This window comes from Enterobacter sp. 342, from assembly GCF_036663495.1.
Classification (GTDB): domain Bacteria; phylum Pseudomonadota; class Gammaproteobacteria; order Enterobacterales; family Enterobacteriaceae; genus Enterobacter.
This window is the reverse complement of the sequence record NZ_JAWUEI010000013.1, coordinates 13856-38324: the sequence shown is the minus strand read 5'-3', so window position 1 is coordinate 38324 and position 24469 is coordinate 13856. Positions and strand designations below refer to the sequence as shown.

Below are 24469 nucleotides of genomic sequence, written 5' to 3'. Positions count from 1 at the left end.
TAAACCCTCTGTAAGCGCCTGCTGTACAGCAATAATAAATAAATTTTCCCCTTAAGAAGTTGTTAAGGATTACCCTGTTAAATGGACCGCGAAACCAGATTAAAGGGAGAGTTAATATGAAAAAATTCGCTGCAATTGCCGCCATCATGATGATGACCACTGCCCCTGTATTTGCTGCGCAAGGGGGATTCAATGGCCCGTCGGCCACACAAACCCAGACTCAAACTCAGACAGGCGGCTTTGTCGATAATGACGCCAACCTCACCACGGCGGTGAAGGTGAAAGAGATGAAAGATGATATTTGGGTGAAGCTGCGCGGGAACGTTACTGAGCGCCTGTCTGATGACCGCTACACTTTCCGCGACGAGACCGGAACGGTAGTGGTAGAGATTGACCACAAGCGCTGGAACGGTGTAACCGTGACCCCGCAGGATAAAGTGGAACTCCAGGGTAAGGTCGATAAAGACTGGAACGAGTTTGAAATCGATGTGAAGCAGGTTATCAAGCTGAACAAATAACCCAGAAAGGGCCGCTTATCCGGCCCTTTTTCTTTGTGACTCAACCCGGCAGATAAGGTAGTATCTGCGGCAATATTGCCTGAAACCCTTCGGTTTCTGAGTTGAGGAATCACACGTAATGAGCGATATGGCAGAGCGCCTCGCGCTACATGAATTCACGGAAAACGCCTACCTGAACTACTCCATGTACGTCATCATGGACAGGGCGTTACCGTTTATCGGGGATGGCCTGAAGCCTGTTCAGCGCCGCATCGTCTACGCGATGTCCGAGCTGGGGCTGAATGCCAGCGCCAAGTTCAAGAAATCCGCCCGTACCGTCGGTGACGTACTGGGTAAATACCATCCGCACGGCGACAGCGCCTGTTATGAAGCGATGGTGTTGATGGCACAGCCGTTCTCTTACCGTTACCCGCTGGTGGATGGCCAGGGGAACTGGGGGGCGCCGGACGATCCAAAATCCTTCGCAGCGATGCGTTATACCGAATCCCGTCTGTCTAAATATGCCGAAGTGCTGCTGGGCGAACTGGGTCAGGGAACCGTTGACTGGGTGCCAAACTTCGACGGCACGCTGCAGGAGCCGAAGATGCTGCCTGCGCGCCTGCCGAATATTCTGCTGAACGGCACCACCGGTATCGCGGTTGGTATGGCGACAGACATCCCGCCACACAACCTGCGTGAAGTGGCGAAAGCCGCCATCACCCTGATTGAACAACCGAAAACCTCGCTGGACGAGCTGCTGGATATCGTACAGGGACCGGACTATCCGACGGAAGCGGAGATCATCACCTCCCGCGCGGAAATCCGCAAAATCTACCAGAACGGTCGCGGCTCCGTGCGTATGCGCGCGGTGTGGACCAAAGAAGACGGTGCGGTGGTGATCACCGCGCTGCCGCATCAGGTCTCTGGCGCCAAAGTGCTGGAACAGATTGCCGCCCAGATGCGCAATAAGAAGCTGCCGATGGTGGACGATCTGCGCGACGAATCGGATCATGAGAACCCGACTCGTCTGGTGATTGTGCCGCGTTCCAACCGCGTGGACATGGAGCAGGTGATGAACCACCTGTTTGCCACCACCGATCTGGAAAAAAGCTACCGCATCAACCTGAACATGATTGGCCTCGACGGACGCCCGGCGGTGAAAAACCTGCTAGAGATCCTCACCGAATGGCTGACGTTCCGCCGCGACACGGTACGCCGTCGTCTGAACCACCGTCTGGAGAAAGTGCTTAAACGCCTGCATATCCTCGAAGGTTTGCTGGTGGCGTTCCTCAATATCGACGAAGTGATTGAGATCATTCGTACCGAAGACGAGCCTAAGCCTGCGCTGATGTCGCGCTTTGGTATCAGCGAAACCCAGGCCGAAGCGATCCTCGAACTGAAACTGCGCCATCTCGCCAAACTGGAAGAGATGAAGATCCGTGGTGAGCAGAACGATCTGGAAAAAGAGCGCGATCAGCTGCAGGCGATCCTCGCGTCCGAACGCAAGATGAACAACTTGCTGAAGAAAGAGCTGCAGGCAGATGCCGACGCATTCGGTGATGACCGTCGTTCTCCGCTGCACGAGCGTGAAGAAGCGAAGGCGATGAACGAGCACGACATGCAGCCGTCTGAGCCGGTGACCATTGTCCTGTCTCAGAGCGGCTGGGTGCGCAGCGCTAAAGGCCACGACATCGACGCGCCAGGGCTGAGCTACAAAGCGGGCGACAGCTTCAAAGCTGCCGTGAAAGGTAAGAGCAACCAGCCGGTGGCGTTTATCGACTCTACGGGCCGTAGCTACGCGATTGACCCGATCACGTTGCCTTCCGCACGTGGGCAGGGTGAACCGCTTACCGGTAAGCTGACGCTGCCGCCGGGTGCCACGGTTGAGCATATGCTGATGGAATCCGACGAGCAGAAACTGCTGCTGGCGTCTGATGCCGGTTACGGTTTTATCTGTACCTTTAACGATCTTGTCTCTCGCAACCGTGCCGGTAAGGCGCTGATTAGCCTGCCGGACAACGCCCACGTTATGCCGCCGCTGGTGATTGAGAACGAGAGTGACATGTTGCTGGCGATCACCACCGCCGGACGTATGCTGATGTTCCCGGTTAGCGATCTGCCTGAACTGTCAAAAGGCAAAGGTAACAAGATCATCAACATCCCGTCGGCGGAAGCGGCGAAAGGTGAAGATGGTCTCGCGCACCTCTTCCTTCTGCCGCCGCAGAGCACGCTGACCATTCATGTCGGTAAGCGTAAAATCAAACTTCGTCCGGAAGAGTTGCAGAAGGTCGTCGGTGAGCGCGGTCGTCGCGGCTCCCTGATGCGTGGCCTGCAGCGTATCGACCGCGTGGAGATTGACTCTCCTGCACGCAGCACCGCAGGTGACAGCGAAGAGTAATGTCGTGATATCCCCCTCTGTCCGGAGGGGGAATTTCAATAAAATTTCCCGTAAAATCGTTGTTAATTCGTGCGTTGCGATTAACAATACGCGCTCGTAATAAAGTCCTTACCTGGCCACAGGTGAAGTATAATTGTCAGCTGTTGGGGCTTCAGAGGTCGCTATGCTATACATTGTTCGTCTTATTCTTACCGTTATCTACTGCATTCTGGTCTGTATTTTCGGCTCAATTTATTGCCTGTTCAGCCCACGTAATCCGAAGCATGTTGCCACCTTCGGCCATATGTTCGGTCGTCTTGCGCCGCTGTTTGGTCTGAAGGTTGAAAAACGTCTGCCAGAAGGCGCTGAGAATTTCGGTAATGCCATCTTTATCGCTAACCATCAGAACAACTACGATATGGTGACGGCCTCTAATATCGTTCTTCCTCCGACCGTCACGGTGGGGAAAAAGAGCCTGCTGTGGATCCCGTTTTTCGGCCAATTGTACTGGCTCACCGGTAATCTGCTCATCGACCGTAATAACCGTGCAAAAGCGCACAGCACCATTGCGGAAGTCGTGAATCATTTTAAAAAACGCAGAATATCCATCTGGATGTTCCCGGAAGGGACGCGCAGCCGTGGTCGTGGCCTGCTGCCGTTTAAAACGGGTGCGTTTCATGCCGCAATTGCGGCAGGTGTTCCAATTATTCCTGTGTGTGTTTCCAATACTTCTAATAAGATTAATCTTAATCGCCTGAATAATGGGTTGGTGATTGTCGAAATGCTGCCACCCGTCGATACCAGCAAATACGGTAAAGATCAGGTGCGTGAGCTGGCAGCACACTGCCGCGAGCTGATGGCTCAGCATATTGCGCTGCTCGACAAAGAAGTCGCAGAGAGAGAAGCCGCCGGTAAGATTTAATCCGGCGTTAAAGGGAAAACGAATTCCCGCGTTGTTAGTCGTTTCAGATGGAGCTTATATGTCACTCAGTCGGCGTCAGTTTATTCAGGCTTCAGGGATCGCCCTTTGTGCGGGTGCGATACCGCTGACAGCCAGCGCCGCCGGGCAGCAACAGCCGCTGCCCATCCCGCCGTTAATTGAATCCCGTCGCGGACAACCGCTTTTCCTGACATTACAGCGCAGCCACTGGTCCTTTACTCAGGGGACGCGTGCGCCGGTATGGGGCATTAACGGGCGTTACCTTGGGCCGACCATACGCGTGTGGAATGGCGACGACGTTAAACTCATCTACAGTAACCGCACGTCCGAAAATGTCGCCATGACCATCAGCGGTTTACAGGTGCCTGGCCCGCTGATTGGCGGTGCGCCGAGGATGATGTCACCCAATGCCGACTGGGCGCCGGTTCTGCCAATTCGTCAGAGTGCGGCAACGCTTTGGTATCACGCCAATACCCCGAACCGCACTGCACAACAGGTGTATAACGGTCTGGCCGGGATGTGGCTGGTAGAAGATGAGGTCAGCAAATCCCTGCCGATCCCGAATCACTACGGTGTGGATGATTTCCCGATCATAATCCAGGACAAACGTCTGGATAATTTCGGTACGCCGGAATACAGCGAGCCGGGCAGCGGTGGCTTCGTCGGCGATACGCTTCTGGTCAATGGTGCGCAAAGCCCTTACGTTGAAGTCTCGCGTGGCTGGGTGCGTCTGCGTCTGCTCAACGCCTCAAACTCGCGCCGTTATCAGCTGAAAATGAGTGATGGCCGCGCGTTGCACGTGATCTCCGGTGACCAGGGCTTTTTACCTGCGCCGGTTTCCGTCAAACAACTGGCGCTGTCACCGGGTGAACGTCGTGAAATTCTCATTGATATGACGAATGGGGATGAAGTGTCTGTAACCTGCGGTGAAGCGGCAAGTATTGTTGACCGTATTCGAGGGTTCTTTGAGCCGTCGAGCATTCTTGTTTCTACCCTGGTGCTGACCCTGCGCCCAACCGGCCTGTTGCCGTTGGTGACCGACAGCCTGCCCATGCGCCTGCTGCCGCAGGAGATCATGAGCGGTTCGCCTGTGCGTAGCCGCGATATCAGCCTGGGCGACGATCCTGGCATCAATGGCGCGCTGTGGGACGTCAACCGTATCGATATTACCGCGCAGCAGGGAACCTGGGAGCGCTGGACCGTTCGCTCCGACATGCCGCAGTCGTTCCATATTGAAGGTGTGTCATTCCTGATCCGCAACGTGAACGGCGCGATGCCTTTCCCGGAAGACCGTGGCTGGAAAGACACCGTCTGGGTGGATGGCCAGGTCGAACTGCTTGTCTACTATGGTCAGCCTTCGTGGCCGCACTTCCCGTTCCTGTTCCACAGCCAGACGCTGGAGATGATGGACAGGGGGTCAGTGGGGCAGATGCTGGTCAACCCTGCGCCATAACCCCCGACATTCCCGGTTCGCCGGGAATGTTTTATGCCCGCCAGAAAAAGCGCGAGAAGAGGATCAGCACCGGATAAATTTCCAGACGCCCTAAGATCATCGCTGCGCACATCAACAGTTTAGCCTCTTCTTTTAATGTCCCGAAGGTGGACGCCGTCTCGCCAAAACCCAGCCCCATGTTATTGATACAGGCCGCTACCGTTGCAAATGACGTAAACAGGTCGTAGCCCATCAGATTGAGCGACCAGACAAAAAAGCCCGTAATCATCACGTAGAGGAAAAAGAAGCTCCATACCGAGCGCAGGACGCGTTCATTCACCACGCTTTTACCGACCTTTATGCTCAGTAGCGCGCGTGGATGCGCCAGTTGATTCATTTCCTGAATACTCTGTTTGAACATGATCAGAAAACGCAACGCTTTGATCCCGCCACAGGTCGATCCCACACAACCACCAAAAAAGCTGGCGCTCAACAGCAGGAAAATGGTGTGGGCAGGCCAGTGCGCGTAATCGGCCGTCGAAAGACCGTTGTCGGTCATCATCGAACTGGCCAGGAAGAAAGCATGAACCAGGCTATCCGTCGCGTTGTACATCCCCGCATGCCAGACCTGCCAGGCGGTAATGACAATAACCACCGCGGCGGCACCCAGAAAGAATTTGACCTCCGGGCTGCGGCGAATCGGTTTCAGAGTGCGTCTGACAATCGCGACGTACCAGAGGGTAAAGTTGAACGCGGAGAGCAGCGAAAACGCGCCGGCGACGAGTTCAATCGCGTGGCTGTCGTAAAAACCAATGCTCTCGCTGCGGGTGGAGAATCCGCCCAACGACACGGTCGAAAGCCCGTGACAGATGGCGTCGAAAAAAGACATTCCCGCCAGCCAGTAGGCCAGGGTGCAGGCCGCGCCCAGCGCGAAATAAGTTACCCACAGCGTACGCGCGGTATCGGCAAGGCGGGGAGTCAGACGCTCCTCTTTGAACGGTCCTGGCATCTCTGACTGATAGAGCTTCATGCCACCGATACCCAATAGCGGCAGCACCGCGACGGCCAATACGATGACGCCTAAGCCGCCAATGAAATTTAGCTGAGCGCGGTAATAAAGGTATGACTTAGGCAGGGCGCTGACTTCCCCGATCACCGTTGCTCCGGTAGTGGTTATCCCGGAAACCCCTTCAAAGAGCGCGTCAGCAAAGGAGAGCTGGAGCCCGTCATCCATCCATAGCGGCATGGCGCTGATCAATGAAAACAGCAGCCAGAACAGCACAATAATTACGAAACCGTCGCGGGTACGCAGCTGAATACCGGCATGACGGGTTGCCCTCCACGTTAGTCCACCTAGGCTGAAAAAGGTTAAAAAGGTGGTTAAAAACGCAAAATAGGTCCGCTCTTTATTCAGCAGGGCGATGACCATTGGCGGCAGCATCGAAAGGCTGTACAGCAGAACCAGAAAACCGCAGAGGTGAAGGACAACCCGCAGCTGAGATATATGTAACGAATTGTTGGACTTCACAACAGAACTCCGTGCAAGAACACATTCCGGGGACAACACACCGGAAGATATAGTGGATATTATGATCCAAAATTAACAGGGCGCTGTATTTTAACGACTTCCACGAATATCTGTCTGCTTCATGCATCCTTTTCTTCAAATCTGGCGGATGAACAGCGTATAATCCCGCTCCTTTTGTTTATTTTTTCTTCGGAAGCATTATGAGCGCAATTTCCCTGATCCAGCCGGATCGTGACCTCTTCTCCTGGCCCCAGTACTGGGCAGCCTGCTTTGGACCGGCACCGTTCCTGCCTATGTCCCGGGAAGAGATGGACCAACTGGGCTGGGACAGCTGCGACATCATTCTGGTCACGGGCGATGCCTACGTTGACCATCCGAGCTTCGGCATGGCCATTTGTGGCCGTATGCTCGAAGCACAAGGCTTCCGTGTGGGGATCATTTCTCAGCCAGACTGGAACAGCAAAGACGACTTTATGCGTCTGGGTAAACCCAACCTGTTCTTCGGTGTGACCGCCGGCAACATGGACTCGATGATCAACCGCTATACCGCTGACCGTAAGCTGCGTCATGACGATGCCTATACCCCGGATAACGTGGCGGGCAAACGTCCGGACCGCGCCACCCTGGTGTATACCCAGCGCTGTAAAGAAGCCTGGAAAGATGTACCGGTGATCCTGGGCGGCATTGAAGCAAGTCTGCGCCGCACTGCGCACTACGATTACTGGTCAGATACCGTTCGCCGTTCGGTACTGGTGGATTCCAAAGCCGACATGCTGATTTACGGTAACGGCGAGCGTCCGCTGGTGGAAGTCGCACACCGTCTGTCACAGGGGGAGCCGGTGAGCAGTATTCGCGACGTGCGTAATACCGCGATCATGGTGAAAGAGGCGCTGCCGGGCTGGAGTGGGGTGGATTCCCGTATTATTGATATGCCGGGCAAAATCGACCCGATCCCGCATCCGTATGGTGAAGATTTGCCGTGTGCGGATAACAAGCCGGTTGAGCCAAAGAAAGCGGAAGCGAAGGCTATTGTTGTGCAGCCGCCACGCCCGAAACCGTGGGAAAAAACGTATGTGCTGCTGCCGTCCTACGAGAAGGTAAAAGCTGACAAAGTGCTCTACGCGCATGCGTCCCGTATTCTGCACCATGAAACCAACCCGGGCTGTGCCCGCGCATTGCTGCAAAAACACGGCGAGCGCTATATCTGGATCAACCCGCCAGCGATCCCGCTGTCAACTGAAGAGATGGATAGCGTCTTTGCACTGCCGTATAAGCGCGTGCCGCACCCGGCATACGGTAACGCCCGTATCCCGGCGTATGAGATGATCCGCTTCTCGATCAACATCATGCGTGGTTGTTTCGGCGGGTGCTCGTTCTGCTCTATTACCGAGCATGAAGGACGCATTATCCAGAGCCGCTCTGAAGATTCGATCATCAATGAGATCGAAGCTATTCGCGATACCGTACCGGGTTTTACTGGCGTGATCTCCGATCTTGGCGGCCCAACCGCCAACATGTACATGCTGCGCTGTAAGTCGCCGCGTGCAGAGCAAACCTGCCGTCGTCTGTCCTGTGTCTATCCGGATATCTGCCAGCACATGGATACCAACCATGAGCCGACAATCAATCTCTATCGCCGCGCTCGCGATCTGAAAGGTATCAAGAAGATCCTGATCGCTTCCGGAGTACGTTACGATATCGCCGTGGAAGATCCGCGTTATATCAAAGAGCTGGCGACACACCACGTTGGCGGCTATCTGAAGATTGCGCCAGAGCACACCGAAGAAGGCCCGCTGTCGAAAATGATGAAGCCGGGCATGGGCAGCTATGATCGCTTTAAACAGTTGTTCGATACCTACTCTAAGCAGGCAGGGAAAGAGCAGTACCTGATCCCTTACTTCATCTCTGCCCACCCGGGTACGCGCGATGAGGACATGGTGAACCTGGCGTTGTGGCTGAAACAACGTCGATTCCGTCTGGATCAGGTGCAGAACTTCTACCCGTCACCGCTCGCCAACTCGACGACCATGTATTACACCGGCAAAAACCCGCTGAGTAAAATTGGTTATAAGAGTGAAGACGTGGTGGTGCCGAAAGGGGATAAACAGCGCCGTCTGCACAAAGCGCTGCTGCGTTATCACGATCCGAAAAACTGGCCGCTGATCCGTCAGGCGCTGGAAGAGATGGGTAAAAAGCACCTGATTGGCTCGCGTCGCGACTGTCTGGTACCGGCTCCAACCCTGGATGAAATGCGCGAGGCGCGCCGTCAGAATCGCAATACGCGCCCGGCGTTGACCAAGCACACGCCGATCGTGCACCAGCGTTCGAATGGTGGGATGACGGCGAAGAAGCCAGCCAAACGTAAAGCGTAAAATAAAAACCCCGGCAAGCCGGGGTTTTTTTTATCTATCCGCCAAACTGATCCGGGTCTGGCCCAAGCCGTTTGCCCTTATCCAGTTTCGCAATCTCACCCAACTCATCTTTATCCAGGCGGAAATCCCAGACGTCGAAGTTCTCGGCGATGCGCGAAGGGGTGACCGATTTCGGGATCACCACCAGGCCGTTATCCAGATGCCAGCGAATCACAATCTGTGCCGGCGTCTTACCGTATTTATCCGCCAGGTCGCGAATAATTTTCTGATCAAATACGCCTTCACCACCCTGAGCCAGCGGACTCCAGGACTCGGTCTGGATTTTATGCGTGGCGTTCCAGGCGTGAAGCTGGCGCTGCTGCATCAGCGGGTGCAGCTCGATCTGATTGATGACAGGAGCGATACCTGTCTCGTCGATCAGGCGCTGCAGGTGGTGAACCTGGAAATTACAGACACCGATACTTTTCACCCGCCCCTCTTTTTGCAGCTCAATCATTCCTTCCCAGGCATCAACATAATGGTCGATAGCCGGAACCGGCCAGTGCATCAGCCAGAGATCGATGTATTCGAGCCGGAGCTTGTCCAGGCTTTCCTGCAGGGCTTCGCGGGGGCGCTTTTGATCGTCGTTCCACAGTTTTGTGGTGATGAATAACTCATCGCGGGGGACGCCAGCGCTGGCCAGTGCCTTACCCACGCCGTCTTCGTTTTTGTACGCAGCGGCGGTATCAATCGACCTGTAGCCGACTTCCAGGGCTTTATGAATGGCGGAGACGACCTCGTCGTTACCGGCTTTCCATACACCTAGCCCCAGTTGGGGCATCACGTTGCCGTCCTGCAGCCTGATTACGGTTTGGTTTGCCATTTTTCCTCCTTCAGGTGCGCATCGCCGGAGGGTTCCTCCGGCGATGGGTTGTGCATTAAGTCTGGACGAAATGTCAAAAAACGAAAGTCGGGAGGACAAAAACGCTTAGCGTGCCGCTTCGTAGATACGACGGCTCACGTCCAGCGTGATGTCGCCATGCTCACCCAGGTGGGTCATGCCGTGTTCTTCCAGTTTTGCCAGCAGGGCAGGGATAGAGCTGCCATCCAGGCCGTAGCCAGAGAGACGCGTTGGCACGCCCAGGCCTTCGAAGAAGTTGCGGGTCGCTTCGATGGCGGCATCAATACGCGCATCGTCAGAACCTTCGGTAATGTTCCACACGCGCTCAGCGTATTGCAGCAGTTTGGCGCGTTTGGTATCACGTTTTTCGTTCCACAGCGCAGGCAGAACAACGGCCAGCGTCTGAGCGTGATCCAGACCGTGCATTGCCGTCAGTTCGTGGCCCAGCATATGGGTTGCCCAGTCCTGAGGCACACCCGCACCGATAAGGCCATTAAGCGCCTGCGTTGCCGCCCACATCACATTGGCGCGAACATCGTAGTTTTCTGGCTCTTTCAGCGCCTTCGGACCTTCTTCAACCAGCGTCAGCAGAATGCCTTCTGCGAAGCGATCCTGAATTTTGGCATCCACCGGGTAGGTCACGTACTGCTCAACGGTATGCACAAAGGCGTCGACCACACCGTTAGCCACCTGACGTGCAGGCAGGGTGTAGGTGTAAACCGGGTCGAGGATGGCGAAAACAGGCTGAACATGTTCGTTCATAAAGGCCTGCTTATCACCCGTAGTTTTGCGGGAGATCACGGCACCTTTGTTGGATTCAGAGCCCGTGGCTGGCAGAGTCAGTACGGAGCCCATCGGGATAGCGCTTTTCACGTCGCTGCCACGGGTTTCCAGGATATGCCATGGGTCGATACCGTCAGCGTAATGTGCCGCTGCGGCGATGAATTTGGTGCCGTCCAGCACAGAGCCACCGCCAACGGCCAGCAGGAAGGTGATGTTCTCTTCGCGGGCGATTTTCACTGCGTTCATCAGCGTTTCGTAAGACGGGTTTGGTTCAATACCGCCGAATTCACGCACGTCCAGACCTTCCAGGGCACTGTAAACCTGATCCAGCACGCCGGTTTTTTTCACGCTGCCGCCACCGTAGGTGATCAGTACGCGGGCGTCAGCAGGGATCTGTGCGCGCAACTCGGCAATAGCGCCTTTACCAAACAGAATGCGGGTTGGGGTGTGGAGATTAAAGTTGTTCATTGCTCGTTCCCTTATGTGGGTGAAAAATCGTGGTGGCGCGAAGGCTACCTGATGCTGCACATTGTGGCTGTCCGGGGCTATCCTCTCAATGCACATTCCTGCCGATGTCTTGCCCATTTCTACAGAGCGCTGGAGAAAGTGCGGAAAAGCACGCACACTATCAACGTCGGAAACCGTATCCGGAGTAACGTAACATGAACCGTGAAGCGATCTGTCATCAGCTCACAATGCAGATTAAGAGACTGATAGATAATGAAAATGGTGTCAGCAATTTGCTGCCGGACATTCGCCTGCTCTACGGTACCCAACCCGGGACGCGTACGCCGGTCATGTATCAGCCCGGCATCGTTTTTCTCTTTTCAGGCCATAAAATTGGCTATATCAATGAACGTGTTTTCCGTTACGACACCAATGAATACCTGCTGCTGACAGTACCTTTACCCTTTGAATGTGAAACTTTCGCGACAGAGGCCGTTCCGCTGGCTGGTATTCGCGTCAATGTCGATATTCTTCAGTTGCAGGAGCTGCTGATGGATATTGGCGAGGACGAGCTTTTCCAGCCATCAATGGCATCAAGCGGGATTAACTCAGCGACATTATCTGAAGAGATCCTCTGCGCCATTGAGCGTCTGCTGGACGTGATGGAAAGGCCGCTGGATGCACGAATTCTCGGCAAGCAGATTATCCGCGAGATCCTCTACCATGTACTGCTGGGGCCGGGTGGGGGGGCCTTACTTGCGCTGGTGAGCCGACAGACCCACTTCAGCCTGATAAGCCGCGTGCTAAAACGTATTGAAAGTCAGTACACGGAAAACCTGAGTGTCGACCAACTCGCTGCAGAAGCGAACATGAGTGTCTCGGCGTTTCACCATAATTTTAAGTCGGTCACCAGCACTTCACCGCTGCAATATCTCAAAACCTACCGTCTGCATAAGGCGCGGATGCTGATGATCCACGATGGTATGAAGGCCAGCGCGGCGGCGATGCGGGTGGGCTATGAAAGTGCGTCGCAGTTCAGTCGGGAATTTAAGCGCTACTTCGGCGTCACGCCTGGGGAAGATGCGTCACGTATCAGAACCATGCAGGGAGCGTGACGGGGAAGCGTAGGCCGGGTAAGCGGTAGCGCCACCCGGCTTTTGTTTATGCACTGCAGTACTTTTTCTTAATCACTACCGCAATGGTCCCTACCAGCCCTGCCACCAGCAGGAAAATCGGCAGCACCATCAGAAAGGTCATCACCTGATCTTCGTGGTGTTTTACGAACGGGATCATATTCAGCGCGTAGCCGAGCGTCGTGACCACACCAACCCACAACAGAGCGCTCAGCCAGTTGAAGAACTGGAAGCGGCGGTTCGACAGACCAGAAATGCCGGCCATTGTTGGCAGAAGCGTGCGAACAAACGCCAAAAAACGCCCGGCCAGCAGTGCCAGCAGGCCGTGTCGATCAAACATGCAGGTCGCACGTTGATGATATTTATGCGGTAACTGCGCCAGCCAGCTTTTCACGACGCGCGTGTTTCCAAGCCAGCGGCCCTGCAAATAACTCAGCCAGCAACCCAGACTGGCTGCGGAAGTGAGGATCACCATCGTTGGCGTGAAGTCCATGACACCTTTGCCGATTAACGCCCCGGCAAGTAAAAGCAAACTGTCACCGGGTAAAAATGACGCTGGCAGTAATCCATTTTCCAGAAACAGAGTCGCGAACATCACGAAATAGACGATACCTAAGACGTGAGGGTCCGCCAGCGCGGCAAAATCGTGTTGCCAGAGCGCTGCGATAATATCTTGAATAACAGCCATGGACTTTCCTGTGGAACAGCAGATATAGAGCTATTGTACTCCTTTATTTGCGCTTCGGGTTTGATCCCGGGCGCAACTAATGCGGACTTTTCTGGTGGCAATGTTCACAAAAACGTCCAGGGAGTACATTTTCAGCCAGCACTCTACACGATACGTTCAAACCCTGCTGTTAAATCCGCAATTAAATCGTCTACATTTTCTAAACCGATATGCAGTCGAATCAGGGTTCCGCTGAAGTCCACTTCGCCGCCGGGACGTAAAGCCGCAATCTGCTCCGGTTGGTTAGGCAGGATCAGGGATTCAAAGCCGCCCCAGGAGTAGGCCATGCTGAAGAGGGTAAAATTATCCAGATAGTTTGCCAGTTCGTCATTATCCAGCCGTTTTTTAAGAACGAATGAGAACAAACCGCTACTCCCCGTAAAGTCACGTTGCCAGTATTCATGACCTTTGCTGCCCGGTAACGCCGGATGGTTGACGCGTTCAACCTGCGGGTGTTGCGCCAGCCATTCGGCTATTTTCAGGCTGCTTTCGTGATGCTGACGCAGGCGCACACCCAGAGTACGGATCCCGCGGCTGGTCATGTAGGCGGTGTCCGCATCCACCATTTGCCCCATCAGGTAGGCATTTTCACGCAGTTGATCCCAGCAGCGTGCATTGGATACCGCAGTGCCAATCATGCCGTCAGAATGGCCAATCAGGTATTTGGTCGCCGCCTGAATCGAGATATCAATGTCGAATTCCAGTGCTTTAAACAGCACGCCAGCCGCCCACGTGTTGTCGATCATGATGATCGCCTCTGGCGCTTTGCTGCGAACCGATTTCACGATAGCCGGGACGTCGTGGACTTCCATGGTGATAGACCCTGGAGATTCCAGGAACACAATGCGCGTGTTTGGCTGAATAAGTTCTGCGATGCCTTCACCGATCAGCGGGTCGAACCAACCGGTTGTTACGCCGAGCTTACTGAGGATTTTGGTACAGAAGTCCTGGCTGGGTTCATAGGCGGTGTTGGTCATCAGGATATGATCGCCTTGTTCCACAAACGCCAGAATAGTATTGGCGACGGCTGCCGCCCCACACGGGAACAGCGCACAGCCCACGCCGCCTTCCAGTTCGCACATGGCCTCCTGGAGTGAAAAATGGGTTAGCGTGCCACGACGACCATAAAAAAGTCCGCCTTTTGCGCGGTTACGCGTGGCGATTTTTTTCTCCTCAACGGTATCAAATACCAGTGAGGAGGCTCGTTGAATCACGCTATTGACCGATCCCCGAGTGTATTTCTTGCTGCGTCCAGCCTGTACCAGCGTGGTATCAAGATGCTTCTTTGTCATGTTCGCTAACCCTGTTTTTATACGTCTGGACGTCCAGACTACCACGATTGTAAAAAACTGCACCCGGATGCTTATCGAATAAGCAGAAAATATTAGCAAAAAAACGCATAAGAAATTTTTACTGCGTAAGCGCAAGGAAAGTGAGCGAAAATTACGGCACCATGTAAATACTAATGAGAACTACTATCAATTCGACGACGTTTTGATATTATTACGTTCAGATTTTGTGATTTGCGTCCTGGAGATACAGAGTGGGTAATAATTTGATGCAGACGGATCTCTCCGTTTGGGGCATGTATCAACATGCTGACATCGTGGTTAAGATTGTGATGATCGGCCTGATTCTGGCGTCCGTTGTCACCTGGGCTATCTTCTTCAGCAAGAGTGCTGAGCTGCTTGCGCAGAAGCGTCGCCTTAAGCGGGAGCAACAGCAACTGGCTGAAGCCCGCTCTCTGGATCAGGCTTCCGATATGACCTCATCCTTCCACGTAAAAAGCCTGACCACCCTGTTAGTTAATGAAGCTCAGAATGAGCTGGAACTTTCCGCTGGCAGTGAAGATAACGAAGGTATTAAAGAACGTACCGGCTTCCGTCTGGAGCGTCGTGTTGCTGCTGTTGGGCGACATATGGGCCGTGGTAATGGTTATCTGGCGACGATCGGTGCGATCTCTCCTTTCATCGGGCTTTTCGGTACGGTCTGGGGCATCATGAACAGCTTTATCGGTATCGCGCAGTCTCAAACTACCAACCTTGCGGTGGTTGCGCCGGGTATCGCGGAAGCGCTGCTGGCGACGGCAATCGGTCTGGTTGCCGCAATCCCGGCTGTGGTTATCTACAACATCTTCGCGCGTATGATTGGCAGTTACAAAGCTACTCTTGGTGATGTTGCCGCGCAGGTTCTGCTGCTGCAAAGTCGCGATCTTGATTTGAATGCCAGCTCGGTTAAGCCGGTGCATGCGGCGTCTAAACTGCGCGCAGGTTGATGCTATGGCGATGCGTCTGAACGAAAATCTGGACGATAACGGCGAAATGCATGAAATCAACGTAACGCCGTTTATCGACGTTATGCTGGTTCTGCTGATTATCTTCATGGTGGCAGCGCCGCTGGCGACGGTGGATGTGAAGGTGAATCTACCCGCTTCTTCCAGCCAGCCACAGCCGCGCCCGGAGAAGCCAATCTATATCTCGGTAAAAGCGGATAAATCCATGTTCCTCGGGAACGACCCGGTGACGGCCGACTCAGTCATCCCGGCGCTGGATCAGCTCACTGGCGGCAAGAAGGACACCACGGTCTTCTTCCGTGCGGATAAAACCGTCGATTATGAAACCATGATGAAGGTAATGGACACACTGCATCAGGCGGGTTATCTGAAGATAGGACTGGTCGGCGAAGAGAAAGCGGCCTCGAAGTGATAAAGAAGCTGGCGAAAGCCGGCTTTTTTTAGGTCTGTCGGTTTATGTTTTTTTGTTATCTGTCGGTGCGGTAGGGGAAGTTGCCAGCGCATCCTCATCAAGCGCAACGCAGGTGACGTTTGAGGTACGGTACTCACCGTCTGACAGCTTGCGCGTCAGACGCAGGGTGGCGATTTCTCTGGCAAGCAGGTACTGATAATTGGCCTCAAGACGTCCGAGAAGCTTCTCTTTCAGTTCTGGCCGCTGTTCAACGATGGCGTTCATCACCGCACCGTAAATTTCTTCTTTCACCTGTAGCGGATAAATTTCGCGGCGATTCTGCCATTTCAGACGGACCAGCGTGGCCGGGATCGATACCAGGTCTTGTGTAATACGCGTCATCTCGGTATTTTTTGTGGTTCGCAGTGCCTCGAGATTTTGCTTTAAGATAAATTCATCACTTTTTTTATCATCTAAAGTCAAATAAACGTCGTTGTTTTTAATTTCTTTCACGTTAATCTTCCCCCAGGTTATAAAAAATTGGGTTGTTTTTTTCGCGTGTAATTAAATTAAGCCAAATTTCATTGCCCGCTTCATTAATTTCTTCGGTTTTCTCGGCCATTATTTGACTTAGTTTCTGGGCATCTATTTCACCTTCGGCTTGCAGGTCATTCAACAGATGGACAAAGGCTTCAATTTTTATAGCGCGAAATAAGCGGTCCTTTATATGGCGATCGTGCTCTTCCAGTAACATATTACGTGATTTCCCTGTTTGGGAAACGCCAATTAATATGTCAGGCTCGAAATCGGAGAGCTTTCTTTTTCCCTGAGTGAAACTCGCCTCTTTTTCTGCTTCCGCGGGTTGCTGTTCCACAGACGCAATGTGGTACTTAGCCGGGACGAGATAGTCGGGCAGCATTTTTAATTTCCTTTAATTTCAACAGGGTGGGGTTGGTAAAGGCGTGAGATTCGTTGACAATATCATGAGGCAATTTTAAAATCAAAAAAAATGGAGCCTACCCATGAACAGCATCTTTTACACGGTCATCACATTACTATTACTGACCGCTGGTGTTCTTTTATTGATGCAGGAATTCAATAAAACGAAAGTGTCGAAAGACACCAGTGAACCACCGCAACCTGAGCGGATGACAAAAGAGGAAGGGGAAGATCATTTCTCCGTATTGATGAACTCAGTTACGCCTGTTTGGTACTGGCGAGTGAACCATGAATATATCGACTTTTTGCATGCGACAATTAAACGCATGAAAATGTCGGAAATTAATGATACGCCCGGACTGTTTGAGGCTCAGCGTCGCTGCAGCGACCTGAATTCAGCAGTGTATAAATATTATGATAATATCAAAAAGCGCTGTCTGAACGGTGAGAAGGTGTCATATTCCGACCTCGACGTATTAAATCTGCGTCAGTGTTTTCGTGAGTTCAGTCTGGAAGCCTACCCTGAGCTGGTGGCGCTTGTCTGGCCGGAGTATGCGCGTCCGGAGGTTAACCCGGATAACGTCTGAGTGACGTACCGTTGAGTTATTGCAAACAGTCAGCGCCGTTGCGATATACTGGGCGCTGGTTTCTTTTGCAAACAGGACTTTATGGAACGCTTTTTTGAAAATGCCATGTACGCCTCTCGCTGGATACTGGCTCCCGTCTATTTTGGCCTTTCGCTGGCGCTGATCGCACTGACGATTAAGTTCTTTCAGGAAATCTGGCATGTTCTGCCGAACATTTTTTCCATTGCTGAAGCGGATTTGATTCTGGTTCTGCTGTCTCTGGTGGATATGACGCTGGTGGGCGGATTGCTGGTGATGGTGATGTTCTCCGGTTATGAAAATTTTGTCTCCCAGCTGGATATTGATGAGCGTAAAGAGAAGCTCAACTGGCTGGGCAAAATGGATGCCTCGTCGCTGAAGAATAAAGTGGCCGCGTCGATTGTGGCGATCTCCTCTATCCACCTGCTACGCGTATTTATGGACGCGAAAAATGTCCCGGATAACAAACTGATGTGGTACGTCATTATCCATCTGACGTTTGTGTTGTCAGCGTTTGTTATGGGGTATCTGGATAAGATCAGTAAGAAGTAAAGTATTGTCCCCCTCGGCCTACGGGCTGAGGGGGCGAAAAAGATCTATTTATCCGATGATGCCTGCCACAGGTTCAACTCCCCGTCCGCAACATGTCGATCAATCCTTTCCAGTTCATCTTCGCTGAAGTGCAGGTTATCCAGGGCCCGAACGTTTTCTTCGATCTGTGCCGGGCGACTTGCACCGATCAGCACTGAGGTGACGCGTTCATCCTTGAGCAACCAGCTTAGTGCCATCTGCGCCATTGTCTGTCCGCGGACATGGGCCATTTCACTCAGCAAACGCAGACTGTTGAGATTGGCTTCGGTCAGCATTTTTTCCGTCAGACCGCGCACCTTTTTACCTTCGCGCTGCATGCGAGAATCTTCAGGGATCCCGTTCAGGTATTTGCCGGTAAGCAACCCCTGCGCCAGCGGGGTAAACGCAATGCAACCCGTCCCGTTTTTCTTAAGCGTATCCAGCAGGCCGGTGTTATCTACCCAGCGGTTGAGCAGATTGTAGGATGGCTGATGAATAAGCAGCGGAATTTTCCACTCCTGCAACAGGTCCGCCATTTTCTGAGTGCGCTCCGTTGAATAGGATGAAATCCCGATATACAGCGCTTTACCGCTTTGCACTGCATGAGCCAGCGCCGCGGCGGTTTCTTCCATCGGCGTGTTTTCATCGACGCGATGGGAATAGAAAATATCAACATACTCCAGACCCATCCGCTTCAGACTTTGATCGAGACTGGCAAGCAGATATTTGCGCGAACCGCCTGACCCATACGGCCCCGGCCACATGTCGTAACCCGCTTTAGTGGAGATAATCAGTTCGTCGCGATAGCCAGCAAAATCCTCCCGCAGAAGGCGGCCAAAATTTTCTTCCGCACTACCCGCTGGTGGGCCGTAGTTATTGGCAAGATCAAAATGGGTAATACCGAGATCGAAGGCTTTACGCAGTAGCGCGCGCTGGGATTCGAGAGGGTGTATGTGGCCAAAGCTATGCCACAAACCAAGCGACAGTGCTGGCAGGCGCAAGCCACTTTTTCCACAGTAGCGGTACTGCATATTTTCATAGCGGGCGGGGTTAGGGGTTCAGGACATGATGTCTCCTTTCTTATCGTTGAATTTTCGAAACAACGTTTTCATTCTGAACTTATCACAACACAAATGACATAACTAAGCGCGGGGATAATGGTTAATGACAGCTGTGTGACCAATGAAGCCACGCTAATCAAAAATGATCACAAAACGTTATAATTTCCCCGGTTCCTGCCGATAACGAGAGAAGTACTCGCCTCTGGGCGAATTCACCCTCACGGCAAGGAAGACTTATGAATATGCTCCGTAATTTCACGATCCGCTTCGTCATGCTGACGATCCTCGGGATCTTTTGTTTAATGTGGGCGGGTGTTGGTCTGTACAGTACCTGGTCCCTTTCGCGTGTTTCGGATGGCAATGACGTGGATCGTCAACTGGTCAAACAGATGACGGTACTCAGTCAGGGTAATGATCAATATTTCCGCTTCGTGACCCGTTTGAGCCGTGCGATGGAAGTCAAAGCCGCAGGTGGCACGCCGGATTTAGCCTCTGCCCAACAGGCTCTGGATAACATGGGTAAGAAACTCGCCGAGATGAAAGCGATCTCGCCAGGACCGATGGATGAACAGATTTCTGCTCAGGTCATCGGTACCTGGCAGGCGCTGCTTGATCAAGGTGTCACGCCGCAAATGCAGCAGGCGAAGCTGGAGACTCTGGATGGCTATCGCCAGCAGGCCAATAACGTTACCCCACCGCTAAGCCGCGCGTTTGGTGCCGCAGCTGAGAACTTTAACAACGCGGCCGCGAAGGCGCTCGACAGCACCCGTGTGGTGGTGGACAACCTGACCAGTATGACCCGTACGGTGATTATCACCGCCACCATTATCGGCCTGCTGATCCTGCTTTTCACCGACCGCTACCTGGTCGCGATGCTGGTCAAACCGCTGGGCCGCATTCGCCAGCAGTTCCGCCAGATTGCCCAGGGCGATCTCAGTCAGCCAATTGAACCCTTCGGCCGCAACTGCGTGGGACAGCTGGTTCCTTTGTTGAGCGCGATGCAGGACAGTCTGCGCGAAGCGGTCAGCACGATCCGCTCCGGCAGTGAAAATATCTGGCGCGGTGCGACGGAAATCTCCAGCGGTAATAACGATCTCTCTTCCCGTACCGAAGAGCAGGCTGCTGCACTGGAAGAGACGGCTGCCAGCATGGAACAACTGACTGCAACTGTGACACTGAACGCGGAAAGCGCGCGTCAGGCAAGCCAACTGGCAGATGTGGCATCGACCACCGCCAGCCGTGGCGGCTCGCTGGTGGAAGAAGTGGTGACCACCATGAGCGGTATTTCAGAAAGCTCGAAGAAAATTGCTGAAATCACTAACGTTATCAATAGTATTGCCTTCCAGACCAATATTCTGGCACTCAATGCGGCCGTTGAAGCGGCGCGCGCGGGTGAACAGGGCCGTGGTTTCGCCGTGGTGGCGGGAGAAGTCCGTAACCTGGCAAGCCGCAGCGCCAACGCGGCAAAAGAAATTGAAGGGCTGATCGCTGATTCCGTTACCCGCGTAGAGCAGGGTGCCCAACTGGTGGGTGACACCGGTACCACCATGGATGCGATTTTGCGCGACGTGACGGAAGTGACGACCATTATGAAGCAAATCGCTTCCGCCTCTGAGGAGCAAAGTAAGGGCATTTCTCAGGTCGGGATTGCCATTACGCAGATGGACGGTGTTACCCAGCAGAACGCCTCGCTGGTTGAAGAGGTTTCTGCGGCAGCGGCGGCGCTGGAGCGCCAGACCGAAGAGCTTCAGCGCTCGGTGCAGAAGTTCCGCCTGACGGCATAACACTATGTTGCAGGGTCGCCTGGTGCGGCCTTGCATTTTCTTGTGCTGTTCTCGGTATCTGCCAGCGATTGATGAATTTTACGAGAATCGTTCAGGGATATGGCGCTATTGATAAGCGCACAGTGTGGCCGGGATATCATTCATGCCGGGCAACACGCAGTGTCGCCCGGCGAGATCTTATCAGTGCGTCGCTTCACCAATCAGCGCGCCTGTACCCGCGCCAACGGCCGCACCTTTCAGCACGTTATTGCCTGTCACCGCAGCCGCGCCCGCGCCAACCACAGCACCTACGGCACCGCCCTTACGTGCGTCTTTGCCTTTTTCGCCGTTTTTGAACATCGCCCCCGTGCCTGCACCAACGACGGCGCCGCCAACGGTTGATTTCAGATCTTTGCCCGTGGCTGCGCCAATAGCCGCGCCTGCTACCGCGCCGGCAGCTGTTTTGTCGATGGCCATTCCCGAGGTAGAAAAAATGAGAGCGCTGATAACCAGCGTTGTTTTAATAAGTTTCATAACAGATCCTTTGTGACTGCTGTCGGTTAATTCGTCGTGTCTCACCGTCTGGTGTGAGAAAAACGGACAAATAGTGCCAGCAATATAGGGTCAGCCTTTAGGCTAATCATGCCCTGGGAAAGGATCCTTGCAGCCGGGCGGTGACCCGCCCGGCCAGTCATCATGCCTGACGTTTGTCTTCAGTATGGGTATCGAAGTCACTCGCAGCGTGGCGTTCGTGGAGCTGCTCGTTCAACTCACCGCTGGTGCGGTTCACGATACGTCCACGCTTCACGGCTGGGCGATGTGCAATGTCTTTCGCCCAGCGCTGAACGTTGGTGTACTTCTCCGCGTCCAGGAACTCGGCGGCGTTATATACGCTCCCCAGCGCGACGCAGCCAAACCACGGCCAGATTGCCATATCGGCGATGGTGTATTCTTCACCTGCCACGTAACGGCCGCGGGCGAGTTGTTTATCCAGCACGTCGAACAGGCGTTTGGCTTCCATGGTGAAGCGGTCAATCGCATATTCAATTTTCACCGGCGCGTAGTTGTAGAAGTGGCCAAAACCACCGCCGAGGAACGGGGCGGCCCCTTGCAGCCAGAACAGCCAGTTCAGGGTTTCTGTGCGGCCTGCAGGATCTTTTGGCAGGAAGTGACCAAATTTTTCTGCCAGGTAAAGCAGAATGCTACCGGATTCAAATACGCGCGTCGGTGGGGTCGTGGAGTGGTCACGAAGCGCGGGTATTTTCGAGTTTGGGTTCACCTCAACAAAGCCGCTGGAGAACTGATCGCCTTCGCCAATGCGGATCAACCACGCATCGTACTCGGCCCCTGTTACGCCCAGCGCTAGCAGCTCTTCGAGCATAATCGTTACTTTCTGACCGTTCGGTGTTCCCAGGGAGTAGAGCTGAAGCGGATGAGAACCCACAGGGAGTTCTTTCTCATGTGTCGCACCGGAGATGGGACGGTTGATGTTGGCAAATGCACCGCCGTTGTTCTTTTTCCATTCCCACACTTTCGGTGGCTGATACGTGTTGTCTGACATGTTGGCCTGCCTTTTGAGTGATGTGTTGAGGCAGTGTAGCAGGTGATAGAGGAACCGTTTAACGATGTGAGCGTAATGGGCAGGGCAGGTGTATGATAAATCCACCTCTGTCAGGTTAATTACAACGTGCAGACGACGACAACCCTTTAAAAAAATTGCCGCCTGCCTGTTTTAGGTTGGATACATGCGTAAAGGAAAGTTAAGCAGTGACGCGCCATTCGGGACGTTATTAGGCTATGCGCCGGGTGGCGTGGCGATTTACTCCTCAAATTACGGCAGTCTTGATCCGCGTAAGTACCCGGAAGATGCGGATTTTCGCAGCTATATCGGCAACGAATACATGGGCCACAAGTGGCAATGTGTTGAGTTTGCCCGCCGTTTCCTGTTCCTCAACTATGGTTTCGTTTTTACCGATGTCGGCATGGCGTGGGAGATCTTCTCCCTGCGCTTTTTGCGCCAGGTGGTGAACGATAACATTCTGCCGTTACAGGCGTTTGCCAATGGTTCGAAACGCGCGCCGAGAGCCGGAGCGCTGCTTATCTGGCAAAAGGGTGGGGAGTTTCATGAGACCGGCCACGTTGCGGTGATTACCCAACTTCTGGACGATAAGGTCCGTATCGCGGAGCAGAACGTCATCCACTCTCCGTTGCCGCTTGGGCAGCAGTGGACGCGCGAGCTGCGTTTGAGTGTCGAGAACGGGTGCTACACCATTCATGACACCTTCACCGACACTGAAATTCTCGGCTGGATGATCCAGACGGACGACACCGAACACAGCATTCCCCAGCCGGAAATCGACGGTGCGCTGTTAAAAATCAGCGGCGCGCGGCTGAAAAACAAACGTCAGTTCGACGGTAAATGGCTTAACGAAAACGACACGTTGCAGCAGGCATATGTCCGCGCGAACGGCCACTTTATCAATAAAGATCCCTGCCAGTACTTCACCATCACGGAAAGCGCCGAGCAGGAGCTGATCAAAGCGACTAACGAACTGCACCTGATGTACCTGCACGCGACCGACAAGGTGTTGAAAGACGACAACTTACTGGCACTTTTCGACATCCCTAAAATTCTCTGGCCACGTCTGCGTCTCTCCTGGCAATGGCGCCGTCACCACATGATTACCGGTCGTATGGATTTCTGCATGGATGAGCGGGGCATCAAGGTTTACGAGTACAACGCTGATTCCGCATCCTGTCACACTGAGGGTGGGTTAATCCTCGAAGAGTGGGTCAAAAACGGTTACCGCGGCAACGGACACAATCCGGCGGAAGGGTTGCTGGAAGAGCTGACCGGGGCGTGGAAACACAGCCATGCGCGTCCGTTTGTGCACATCATGCAGGACAACGATGTCGAGGAGGATTATCACGCGCTCTTTATTCAGCGTTCTTTGTTGCAGGCCGGGTTTGAAACCAAAATTCTGCATGGGCTCAGTGCCCTGAGCTGGGATGCAGCCGGACAATTGATTGACGACGAAGGCCGTCACGTGAATTGCGTGTGGAAGACCTGGGCGTGGGAAACCGCAATCGAACAAATCCGCGAGGTGAGCGAAACCGAGTATGCCGCAGTGCCGATCCGTACCGGGCATCCCGAGGGTGAAGTCCGGCTGATCGACGTCCTGCTGCGCCCGGAAGTTCTGGTGTTTGAACCGCTGTGGACGGTTATTCCCGGCAACAAGGCGATCCTCCCGGTGCTCTGGCAGCTGTTCCCGAATCATCGTTACCTGCTTGATACCGATTTTGAGGTTAACGACCTGCTGAAACAGACCGGCTATGCCGTTAAACCGATTGCCGGACGCTGCGGCAGCAATATCGATTTGATCAGCCCTGAGGATGAGCTGCTGGATAAATCCAGCGGCAAGTTTGTCGACCGCAAAAACATCTACCAGCAGCTGTGGTGCCTGCCAAACGTTGATGGCAAACACATTCAGGTTTGTACCTTTACCGTGGGCGGTAACTACGGCGGTACCTGTCTGCGAGGTGACGACTCGCTGGTGGTGAAGAAAGAGAGCGATATTGAGCCATTGATTGTGGTGAAAGATGAATAGCCTCCGCAGAACGTAAGCAAAGATCCGCAAGCGACCCTTGCGGATTTTTTTATCCGTGAGCGAAACCTTCAGGCGTTAGCGTGCGAACTATTATTCATACAGCACCTTTTTCCCTGATGGAGC

The 24469-nt window shown here is 53.6% G+C and carries 21 protein-coding genes and 1 pseudogene; 12 read left to right on the top strand and 10 right to left on the bottom strand.

The window, feature by feature from the left end; translation table 11 throughout:
• Nucleotides 1-116 precede the first annotated feature (116 nt).
• The 4 genes from V6E55_RS12560 (at nt 117) to ftsP (ending at nt 5267) form a co-directional block, all read left to right on the top strand.
• A complete protein-coding gene (locus tag V6E55_RS12560) occupies nt 117-518 on the top strand; it encodes a YgiW/YdeI family stress tolerance OB fold protein (RefSeq protein ID WP_316942946.1) in 402 nt (133 codons plus the stop codon).
• Between the two features lie 118 nt (nt 519-636).
• Nucleotides 637-2895 carry a DNA topoisomerase IV subunit A gene (gene parC, locus V6E55_RS12555; RefSeq protein ID WP_316942945.1) on the top strand — a complete coding sequence of 753 codons (2259 nt, stop codon included), beginning with the start codon at nt 637-639 and terminating at the stop codon, nt 2893-2895.
• A 163-nt stretch (nt 2896-3058) separates the two neighbouring features.
• A complete protein-coding gene (plsC, locus tag V6E55_RS12550; RefSeq protein ID WP_049005051.1) occupies nt 3059-3796 on the top strand; it encodes a 1-acylglycerol-3-phosphate O-acyltransferase in 738 nt (245 codons plus the stop codon).
• 58 nt (nt 3797-3854) lie between these two features.
• The gene (gene ftsP, locus V6E55_RS12545; RefSeq protein WP_114979978.1) at nt 3855-5267 is read left to right on the top strand and encodes a cell division protein FtsP; all 1413 of its coding nucleotides are present in this window, start codon (nt 3855-3857) and stop codon (nt 5265-5267) included.
• A 31-nt stretch (nt 5268-5298) separates the two neighbouring features.
• On the opposite strand, the gene V6E55_RS12540 is transcribed toward ftsP, so the two are convergent.
• Nucleotides 5299-6774, bottom strand: a complete 1476-nt coding sequence (locus V6E55_RS12540) for a TrkH family potassium uptake protein (RefSeq protein ID WP_316942944.1) — start codon at nt 6772-6774, stop codon at nt 5299-5301.
• Nucleotides 6775-6974: 200 nt separating this feature from the next.
• Between V6E55_RS12540 and V6E55_RS12535 the strand changes: the two genes are divergently transcribed.
• Complete coding sequence (locus V6E55_RS12535; protein ID WP_316942943.1) at nt 6975-9146, top strand: YgiQ family radical SAM protein; 2172 nt, start codon at nt 6975-6977, stop codon at nt 9144-9146.
• 34 nt (nt 9147-9180) lie between these two features.
• Here V6E55_RS12535 and dkgA read toward each other — a convergent pair whose 3' ends face one another.
• On the bottom strand, nt 9181-10008 hold the full coding sequence (gene dkgA / locus V6E55_RS12530; RefSeq protein WP_316942942.1) for a 2,5-didehydrogluconate reductase DkgA: 828 nt from the start codon (nt 10006-10008) through the stop codon (nt 9181-9183).
• 105 nt (nt 10009-10113) lie between these two features.
• Nucleotides 10114-11277: an alcohol dehydrogenase gene (yqhD, locus tag V6E55_RS12525; RefSeq protein WP_028019645.1), complete on the bottom strand. Its 1164-nt coding sequence runs from the start codon at nt 11275-11277 to the stop codon at nt 10114-10116.
• A gap of 194 nt (nt 11278-11471) precedes the next feature.
• On the opposite strand from yqhD, the gene V6E55_RS12520 reads away from it, so the two are divergent.
• Complete coding sequence (locus V6E55_RS12520; RefSeq protein ID WP_129994964.1) at nt 11472-12371, top strand: AraC family transcriptional regulator; 900 nt, start codon at nt 11472-11474, stop codon at nt 12369-12371.
• 46 nt (nt 12372-12417) lie between these two features.
• Here the strand turns inward: V6E55_RS12520 and yghB are convergent, their stop codons facing one another.
• Both yghB and metC read right to left on the bottom strand, forming a co-directional pair.
• Entirely contained in the window at nt 12418-13077 is a 660-nt protein-coding gene (gene yghB, locus V6E55_RS12515) for a DedA family general envelope maintenance protein YghB (RefSeq protein ID WP_028019647.1), read from the bottom strand.
• A gap of 143 nt (nt 13078-13220) precedes the next feature.
• Entirely contained in the window at nt 13221-14408 is a 1188-nt protein-coding gene (gene metC, locus V6E55_RS12510) for a cystathionine beta-lyase (RefSeq protein ID WP_316942941.1), read from the bottom strand.
• Between the two features lie 251 nt (nt 14409-14659).
• On the opposite strand from metC, the gene exbB reads away from it, so the two are divergent.
• Together exbB and exbD are read left to right on the top strand one after the other, a co-directional pair.
• Nucleotides 14660-15391, top strand: a complete 732-nt coding sequence (exbB, locus tag V6E55_RS12505; RefSeq protein WP_114979983.1) for a tol-pal system-associated acyl-CoA thioesterase — start codon at nt 14660-14662, stop codon at nt 15389-15391.
• 4 nt (nt 15392-15395) lie between these two features.
• A complete protein-coding gene (gene exbD / locus V6E55_RS12500) occupies nt 15396-15821 on the top strand; it encodes a TonB system transport protein ExbD (RefSeq protein ID WP_114979984.1) in 426 nt (141 codons plus the stop codon).
• 42 nt (nt 15822-15863) lie between these two features.
• Here exbD and V6E55_RS12495 read toward each other — a convergent pair whose 3' ends face one another.
• Complete coding sequence (locus tag V6E55_RS12495) at nt 15864-16313, bottom strand: cytoplasmic protein (RefSeq protein ID WP_316942940.1); 450 nt, start codon at nt 16311-16313, stop codon at nt 15864-15866.
• Between the two features lies 1 nt (nt 16314).
• Entirely contained in the window at nt 16315-16719 is a 405-nt protein-coding gene (locus V6E55_RS12490) for a hypothetical protein (protein ID WP_129994966.1), read from the bottom strand.
• Between the two features lie 103 nt (nt 16720-16822).
• Here V6E55_RS12490 and V6E55_RS12485 point away from each other — a divergent pair, with 103 nt between their 5' ends.
• Together V6E55_RS12485 and V6E55_RS12480 are read left to right on the top strand one after the other, a co-directional pair.
• A complete protein-coding gene (locus V6E55_RS12485; protein WP_129994967.1) occupies nt 16823-17326 on the top strand; it encodes an ESA_00282 family adhesion-associated protein in 504 nt (167 codons plus the stop codon).
• Between the two features lie 81 nt (nt 17327-17407).
• Nucleotides 17408-17896, top strand: a complete 489-nt coding sequence (locus V6E55_RS12480) for a TIGR00645 family protein (protein ID WP_114979988.1) — start codon at nt 17408-17410, stop codon at nt 17894-17896.
• Nucleotides 17897-17940: 44 nt separating this feature from the next.
• Here V6E55_RS12480 and V6E55_RS12475 read toward each other — a convergent pair.
• A pseudogene (locus tag V6E55_RS12475) lies at nt 17941-18966 on the bottom strand (aldo/keto reductase); the annotation flags it as partial.
• A gap of 245 nt (nt 18967-19211) precedes the next feature.
• On the opposite strand from V6E55_RS12475, the gene V6E55_RS12470 reads away from it, so the two are divergent.
• Complete coding sequence (locus V6E55_RS12470) at nt 19212-20759, top strand: methyl-accepting chemotaxis protein (RefSeq protein ID WP_316942938.1); 1548 nt, start codon at nt 19212-19214, stop codon at nt 20757-20759.
• Between the two features lie 180 nt (nt 20760-20939).
• Here V6E55_RS12470 and V6E55_RS12465 read toward each other — a convergent pair whose 3' ends face one another.
• Nucleotides 20940-21272 carry a YMGG-like glycine zipper-containing protein gene (locus V6E55_RS12465; protein WP_114979993.1) on the bottom strand — a complete coding sequence of 111 codons (333 nt, stop codon included), beginning with the start codon at nt 21270-21272 and terminating at the stop codon, nt 20940-20942.
• Nucleotides 21273-21432: 160 nt separating this feature from the next.
• Entirely contained in the window at nt 21433-22299 is an 867-nt protein-coding gene (gene yghU / locus V6E55_RS12460) for a glutathione-dependent disulfide-bond oxidoreductase (RefSeq protein ID WP_114979994.1), read from the bottom strand.
• A 184-nt stretch (nt 22300-22483) separates the two neighbouring features.
• On the opposite strand from yghU, the gene gss reads away from it, so the two are divergent.
• The gene (gene gss / locus V6E55_RS12455; RefSeq protein ID WP_236921585.1) at nt 22484-24346 is read left to right on the top strand and encodes a bifunctional glutathionylspermidine amidase/synthase; all 1863 of its coding nucleotides are present in this window, start codon (nt 22484-22486) and stop codon (nt 24344-24346) included.
• Nucleotides 24347-24469 lie beyond the last annotated feature (123 nt).